The following is a 7,649-nucleotide window of genomic DNA, read 5'->3' as shown; positions in this document are numbered from 1 at the left end:
CACCCACATGTCCCTTCATCTACATCAACAATGTCAAATAGCACTCCCTGCTCCAAACCCCTAAGGTCGAAGCGCCAGCAAGCCGGCGATAGAGAGACCGGAACACATGGCACCAACCATCAGGTCAGTACCAGGTCCCGGAGGATGCAGAAGCGACCGTGTCGGCCACCGCTGCGGTGACACCCATCTAGGGGGAGGCGATTGGGAGGTCAACAGCTTTCTTCGATTCGCCGGACCAAAATCTTCGCAATGTAGTCGCGGCGACGTCTGGCGGGCCCTCCACGGCGCTTGTGCGCCCTGATTTACCGCCTAGTCTCCGCGACATGACTGAGCTTCCCCATGCGAACCGCCGGACCATTCTCAAAGGAGCGGCCGTCGGCGTCGCGACCGCCGCCCTTTCTCCGGCGGTAGCGGCTGCGCCGCGATCGACCGCGACCACCCTGTGGTACCGGCAACCCGCGACGCTGTGGACCGAGGCGCTGCCGGTCGGGAACGGGCGACTGGGGGCGATGGTGTCCGGCGGGGTCGCGCGGGAGCGATTGCAGCTGAACGAGGCGACCCTGTGGAGCGGCGGCCCTTATGACCCGGTCAACCCGTCGGCGCGTGCGACCTTGCCCGAGGTCCGTGCTTTGATCGCGGCGGGACGCTATGCCGATGCGGAAAAGCTGGCGAATGCCAGGGTGATGGCGACGCCGTTGACGCAGATGGCGTATCAGCCGCTCGGCGACCTGATCCTCGAACTGGTCGGGGCAGGGGAGGCCAGCGAGTATCGCCGCTCGCTCAATCTGGAAACCGCGACGGCGGAAACGCAGTTCGGGATCGGCGGCACGCGGTTCCGGCGCGAAGTCTATGCCGCGCCCGACGACGATGTGATCGTGGTCCGGCTGCAGGGCGATAAAGCGTTCGGGCTGTCGGTCGGGATGACGTCGCCGCAATCGGGCATCGACATCTCGGCGAGCGACGGCGTTCTGACGATGACCGGTCGCAACGGCGCGCGGACGGGAATAGCGGGCGCGCTCCGCTTCGCCGCGCGGGCGCATGTTTCGGCGGTGCGGGGGCAGGTGACCGCCGCCGGCGATCGGATCGAGGTCCGCAACGCCCGCAGCGTGACGATCCTGCTGACCATGGCGACCAGTTTCCGCCGGTTCGACGATGTCGGCGCTGATCCCGAAGCGAGCACGAACGCCATGCTCGAGCGCGCCCGGGCGAAAGGAGAGCCGCGGATCCGGCAACAGGCGTTGCGGGCGCACCGCGCGCTGTTCGATCGGGTTAGGCTCGATCTCGGCGAGACGCCCGCCGCACTGCGGCCGACCGACGAACGCGTCGCGATCGACCGGATGGCCGACGACCCGGCGCTGGCCGCGCTGTATTTCAACTATGGCCGCTATCTGTTGATCGCATCGTCGCGGAAAGGCGGACAGCCGGCGAACCTGCAAGGCATCTGGAACGACAAGGTCGATCCGCCATGGCAGTCGAAATATACCGTCAATATCAATACCGAGATGAATTATTGGCCGGCCGAGGTCACCGCCTTGCCCGAATGCATGGCACCGTTCGTGGCGATGATGCGCGAGCTGGCGATCACCGGCGAGCGGACCGCTCGGACGATGTACGGCGCGCGCGGATGGGTGTGCCACCACAATACCGACCTCTGGCGCGCGACGGCACCGGTCGACGGCGCGCAATGGGGGCTGTGGCCGACCGGTGGGGCATGGCTGTGCACCCATTTGTGGGATCATTACGACTATAGCCGCGACCTCGATTTCCTGCGGTCGGTCTATCCGATCCTGCGCGGAGCCGCGCTGTTCTTCCTCGATACGTTGCAGGTCGATCCGACGACCGGGGGGTTGCTGACCAGCCCGTCGCTGTCGCCCGAGAATATCCATCCCAGGGGCGCGTCGATCTGTGCCGGGCCGGCGATGGACAACCAGATCCTGCGCGACCTGTTCGATCAGGTCGGTCGCGCCGCCAAGCTGCTGGACACCGACGCCGCCTTCGCCGCCGAGGTCGCCGCCGCCCGCGCGCGCCTCGCGCCCGACAAGATCGGTGCGGCGGGCCAGTTGCAGGAATGGCGCGAGGATTGGGACATGGCCGCGCCCGAGCCGAAGCATCGACATGTCTCGCACCTCTATGCCCTGTTCCCCAGCGACCAGATCAGCCCCGACCATACCCCCGACCTCTCCGCCGCCGCGCGCCGGTCGCTGGAACTGCGCGGCGACGAATCGACCGGTTGGGCGACGGCGTGGCGCGCGAATCTATGGGCACGGCTGAAGGATGGCGATCATGCGCACCGCATCCTCGCCTATCTGCTGGGGCCGGCGCGAACCTATCCCAACCTGTTCGATTCGCATCCGCCGTTCCAGATCGACGGCAATTTCGGCGGCACGCGGGCGATGGCGGAGATGCTGTTGCAGAGCCGCGACGACGAACTGCTGCTGTTGCCGGCCTTGCCGCGCGCGTGGGGCCAGGGATCGATCACCGGCCTGCGCGCCCGCGGCGGGCTGGACGTCGATCTGCGCTGGCGGGGCGGGCGGCTCGACGAAGCGGTGCTGCGCGCCAGCGTCGCCGGCCGGCGGCAGGTCCGCCTGAACGATATGAAGATCGATATCGACCTGATCCCCGGCCGCACCGTCCGCCTGCGCGGCGAGCGGCTGATCGTCGCCTGAACCCCGGAGCCGCCATGAAAACGATTCTCGCCGCCCTCGCGCTGCTGTCGCCTGCCCTCGCCGCCGCGCAGGTCGCAACCCCGGCCCCTGCCACGGTCGCCGGGGCCAAACCGATCACGATCGAACGCATCACCGTCCATTCGCCCGCCGTCGAAGGCAATCTGGAAGGCAACAGCGCCGACCGGCCGGTGCTGGTCCTGCTTCCGCCGAGCTACCGGACATCGCCCAACCGCCGCTATCCGGTGGTCTATGCGCTCCACGGCTATTCGATCGGGGCCGACCAATGGGCACGCGAGATCCATGTCCCGCAAACGATCGAGGCCGCCTTTGCCAAGGGCGCGCGCGAGATGATCGTGGCGATGCCCGATACCAAGACGATGCATAACGGCAGCTTCTATTCGCGATCGGCGACGGTCGGCGATTTCGAGAACTTCATCGCCCGCGATCTGGTCGGCTATGTCGACAGCCATTACCGCACCGTCGCCGACCGCCGGAGCCGCGGTCTCGCCGGTCATTCGATGGGCGGCTATGGCACGACCCGCATCGGCATGCTGCACCCCGACACGTTCGGCGCGCTCTATATCATGAGCCCGTGCTGCCTGATGACCCGCGCGCTGGGCGTCACCGATGCCGCGCAGGAGAAGATTTTCCGGGCGATGACGTCGCCCGCCGACAGCGAAAAGCTGAACTGGGGACAGCGGGCGCAACTGGCGACGGCCGCCGCATGGTCGCCCAATCCGAAGGCGCCGCCGCTCTATCTCGACCTGCCGATCAGGGACGGCGTGCCGCAACCCGATGTGTTGGCGCGCTGGAGCGCCAACACATCGGGTTGCGATGTTCGATCAGCATGCCGCCGACCTGCGCCGTTACCGCGCGATCGGCCTCGACGTCGGTGACCGCGACGGATTGAAGGAAGGCGCCGAACTGCTGCACGCGGCGATGGACCGCTACGGCATCAAACATCGCTATCAGGTCTATGCCGGCGACCATACCAGCGGCGTCGCGACGCAGATGCAGACGGTGGTGATCCCGTTCTTTGCCGACGCGCTGGTCTTTCCGAAATAAGGGCAGGGGACCCGAACGTCCTTCGACCGTTATGCGCGGCGAAGGAGTGTCGTCCATGTCCCGTTCCGTCCTGATTACCGGTGCCAGCGTCGCCGGCAATATCGTCGCGTGGTGGCTCGGCTGGGCCGGTTTCGACGTCACCGTCGTCGAACGTGCGAGCGAATTTCGCGATGGCGGGCAGAATATCGACGTGCGCGGACCCGGCCGCGAAGTGTTGCGGCGCATGGGGTTGGAGCGGATCGCGCTGGAACAAGGCACCGGCGAGGAGGGAACCGCCTGGGTCGATGCCGATGGCAAGGTCGATGCGCAGTTCCTGACCGCCGATCAGGAGGAGGACGGCCCGACCGCCGAGATGGAGATATTGCGCGGCGATCTGGCGCGGCTGCTTTACGAACCGGCCAGCGAACGCGCGACCTATCGCTTCGGCGACCATATCGCGACGGTCGACCAGGATGGCGATGGCGTGACGGTCGGCTTCGCCGGCGGCACGACCGAACGCTATGACGCGGTGATCGTCGCCGAAGGGGTCGGATCGACGACGCGTGAGAGGGTGTTTGCGGGCAAGAACGATCCGCGTTGGATGGACCTGACCATCGCCTATTTCACCATCCCGCGCACCGCCGACGACGACCGGCTGTGGCGCTGGTACAATGCGCCGGGCGGGCGCAGCGTGTCGCTCCGCCCCGATCGGCACGGCACGACCCGCGCGATGCTGTCGGTGCAACAGCCGCCCGGCGGCGAACAGGATTGGGACGTCGCGCGGCAGAAAGCATGGCTGCGCGAACGCTTCGCCGATGCCGGATGGCAGGCTCAGCGGGTGCTGGAAGGCATGGCCGACACCGATGATTTCTATTTGGATGTGCTGCGACAGGTGCGGATGCCGCGCTGGTCGAACGGCCGGGTGGCGCTGACCGGCGATGCCGCATGGTGCGCCACGCCGATCGCGGGCTATGGTACGACGCTGGCGGTGACCGGGGCCTATGTCCTGGCACAGGAGCTGATCCGACAGCCTGTTGTCCCTGCCGCCTTCGCCGCGTACGAACAGCAGATGCGGCCGATGGTCGAGGATGCGCAGGGCGTGCCGAAGATAGCGCCGCGGCTGATGAACCCGCACAGCCGGCTCGGCATTCGCCTGCTGCACGGGGCGCTCGACCTTGCGAGCCGTCCGGCGGTGCGCAAGCTGTCGGGCAAGATGTTCGGCGGCGATACGCCCGAGCCCGATCTGGCGCGCTATCTGCCGAAGGGCGAGCAACCGCCAGAAGCACCGGACAAGACCGGTCTGTCGCCACTGCTGGCGCTGGGCATCGTCGGCGCGGTGCTGGGCGTCAGTGCGGTGGTCGGGCGGCGCAACGCCCCCGATCCATCGCATCCCGGCATCCGCCGCTGGTATCGCCGGCTCGACAAGCCCGACTTCACCCCGCCCGACGCCGCGTTCGGCGCGGTGTGGCCGGTGCTCGAAACCGGTCTTGCGGTCGGCGGCTATCGGTTGTTGCGCGAACCCGCCGGGCCGATGCGCAACGCGGCGGTTGGGGCGTGGCTGGTCAACAGCGCGATGGTTGGGGGCTGGACGCAGCTATTCTTCCGCGAACGAAAACTCGGGGCGAGCGCGGCGGCATCGGGGGCGATGATCGCGACCGGCACCGCCTATGTCGTGACCGCCGCCAAGGTCGATCGCCCGGCGGCGGCGCTGGGCGTGCCGTTCGTCGCGTGGCTGGGTTTTGCCACGCTGCTCGCCACCCGCATCTGGCAGGAGAACAAGCGATGAGCCTGTGGCCGCAACCCGATCCGGTCGGGCCGGGGCAGGAAAGCGTCTGGGACTATCCGCGCCCCGCCATCGCCGAGCCGAGCGACCGCCATGTCCGCATCGAGCATCGCGGCGTCGTGGTCGCCGATACCCGCGCCGCGATCCGCACGCTCGAAACCAGCCATCCGCCCAGCTGGTATATCCCGCCCGGCGACATTGCGGCGGGCGTGCTGCAACGCTCGCCCCGCCGATCGCTGTGCGAATGGAAGGGGCAGGCGGTCTATTGGCACCTCGCCATCGGCGGCGAGATACTGCGGGATGTGGCGTGGAGCTATCCCGATCCGACGCCGGCCTTCGCGATGCTGCGCGATCATGTCGCCTTCTACGCCGGGCCGCTCGACCGGTGCAGCATCGACGGCCAGCGCGTCGTGCCGCAACCGGGCGGCTTCTACGGGGGCTGGATCACCCCCGACCTCGCCGGACCGTTTAAGGGCGTGTCGGGCAGCATGGGGTGGTGATCCGGCCGGGCGGTTACCCTACCGTCAGTGCGCCGCGCCCGGTCCCGCCACCCGTTGTGGCCGCGGTGCCAGCCAGATGATGAGCGCCGCGCCGGCAAAGATGATCGCCGACAACAGGAACATATGGTTGATCGCCAGCGTGCTGCTCTCCTGCGCCACCGTCATCTCCACCGCGCCGCGCACCTGATCGATCGAAAATCCCTGTGCGGTCAGCGCCTGTTCGGTCGCGCCGGTGTTCAGCCGCGACACCATCTCGCTGCGCGCGACGGTCATGTTGTCGGCATACAGCGTCATCGACACCGACGTCCCGATCGCCCCGGCCATCGTCCGCAGGAAGCTCATAACGCCCGCCGCCGATGCCGTCTCCTTCGGATCGACTGCGCCCAGCGCAATCGTGGTCAGCGGGATGAAGAAGAACGGCATGCCGAACCCCTGCAACATCTGCGGAAACGCCAGCGTCCAGAAATCGGAGCCAGTCGTCCACCCGACCCGCAGCAGGTTGACCGCCGCGATCCAGAAGATGCCGAAACACACCAGCGCGCGGGGATCGCGCTTCTTGAGCATCTTCGCCACGAACGGCGACATGATGACCGCCCCCACGCCGTTAAATGCGGTGGCATAGCCGGCATAGGTCGACGTGTAGCCAAGGCTCGCCTGCAACCATTGCGGGATCAGCACGACCGAGGCGAAAAAGGTGCCGAACGCAAAGGCCAGCGCCGCGACCGCGACCGTGAACCCCCGGTGTCGGAACACGCGCAGGTCGACGATCGGCTGTCGCTCGGTCAGTTCCCATACGATGAACACCGCCGCGCCCACCGCCGCCACGATCGCGAGGACGACGATCGTCGGATCGCTGAACCAGTCATGTTCGCGGCCGATATCCAGCATGATCTGCAACGCGCCGATCCACAGGATCAGCAGCGCGAGGCCGATCTTGTCGACCTTCAGCTTCTCGCGCTTCGTCTCGGCGGGTTTCAGCAGGCGCAGCGCACCGAACACGCAGAAGATCGCGACCGGAATGTTGATGAAGAAGATCCAGTGCCACGACCAGCTGTCGGAAATCGTGCCCCCAAGGATCGGGCCGAGGATCGGCGCGGTGACCGTGGTCATCGCCCACATCCCCATCGCCTGCCCATGTTGTTCGCGCGGAAAGATCCGCAGCAACATCGTCTGGGTCAGCGGCATCAACGGCCCGCCGCACAGCCCTTGACCGATCCGGGCGACCACGATCATCGCCAGACTGGTCGACAGCCCGCACAAGATCGAAAAGATGCCGAAGCCGATCATCCCGATAACAAAGGTCCGCACCGCCCCGAACCGCCCGGCCAACCACCCGGTCAGCGGCACGCAGATCGCCTCCGCCACCGCATAGGAGGTGATGATCCACGTTCCCTGACTGGTCGAGATGCCCAGCGACCCGGCGATATGCCCGACCGAGACGTTGGCGATCGTGGTGTCGAGTACGACCATGAAATTGGTCAGCGCCAGCACCAGCCCGGCAAACAGCAGCTTGGGGCCGGTAAAGGGTTTGAAATCGTCCTGGCCGGCCATGCCGCCTTGCTCCCTTGGGTGGGGTGGTCCCCGAAACGGCTTTCCCCGTACCCCCGCGCAGGCGGGGGTCCAGGGCCAAGCACGAACCGTTATCCTGTCGGACTC

6 protein-coding genes are annotated in these 7,649 nt (G+C 67.1%); 5 read left to right on the top strand and 1 reads right to left on the bottom strand.

The window, feature by feature from the left end:
• Positions 1-323 precede the first annotated feature (323 nt).
• The 5 genes from ASE70_RS18985 to ASE70_RS18970 are packed head-to-tail and all read left to right on the top strand — an operon-like array spanning position 324 to position 5,993.
• Positions 324-2,666 carry a glycoside hydrolase family 95 protein gene (locus ASE70_RS18985; RefSeq protein WP_082451151.1) on the top strand — a complete coding sequence of 781 codons (2,343 nt, stop codon included), beginning with the start codon at positions 324-326 and terminating at the stop codon, positions 2,664-2,666.
• A gap of 14 nt (positions 2,667-2,680) precedes the next feature.
• Positions 2,681-3,562 (top strand): alpha/beta hydrolase, encoded by an 882-nt coding sequence (locus tag ASE70_RS18980; RefSeq protein ID WP_235520075.1) that lies wholly within the window; start codon positions 2,681-2,683, stop codon positions 3,560-3,562.
• On the top strand, positions 3,501-3,731 hold the full coding sequence (locus ASE70_RS20835) for a hypothetical protein (RefSeq protein ID WP_235520074.1): 231 nt from the start codon (positions 3,501-3,503) through the stop codon (positions 3,729-3,731). Before ASE70_RS18980 ends, ASE70_RS20835 begins: the two co-directional genes overlap by 62 nt.
• Positions 3,732-3,786: 55 nt before the next feature.
• A complete protein-coding gene (locus tag ASE70_RS18975; RefSeq protein ID WP_082451150.1) occupies positions 3,787-5,496 on the top strand; it encodes a tryptophan-rich sensory protein in 1,710 nt (569 codons plus the stop codon).
• Positions 5,497-5,498: 2 nt separating this feature from the next.
• A complete protein-coding gene (locus tag ASE70_RS18970) occupies positions 5,499-5,993 on the top strand; it encodes a DUF427 domain-containing protein (RefSeq protein WP_056508121.1) in 495 nt (164 codons plus the stop codon).
• Positions 5,994-6,017: 24 nt separating this feature from the next.
• Here ASE70_RS18970 and ASE70_RS18965 read toward each other — a convergent pair whose 3' ends face one another.
• A complete protein-coding gene (locus ASE70_RS18965; protein ID WP_056508081.1) occupies positions 6,018-7,544 on the bottom strand; it encodes a DHA2 family efflux MFS transporter permease subunit in 1,527 nt (508 codons plus the stop codon).
• Positions 7,545-7,649 lie beyond the last annotated feature (105 nt).

It is taken from the genome of Sphingomonas sp. Leaf22 (assembly GCF_001421715.1).
GTDB lineage: Bacteria > Pseudomonadota > Alphaproteobacteria > Sphingomonadales > Sphingomonadaceae > Sphingomonas.
Note: the sequence above shows the minus strand (reverse complement) of the source record. Positions and strands in the feature narration are given on the sequence as shown.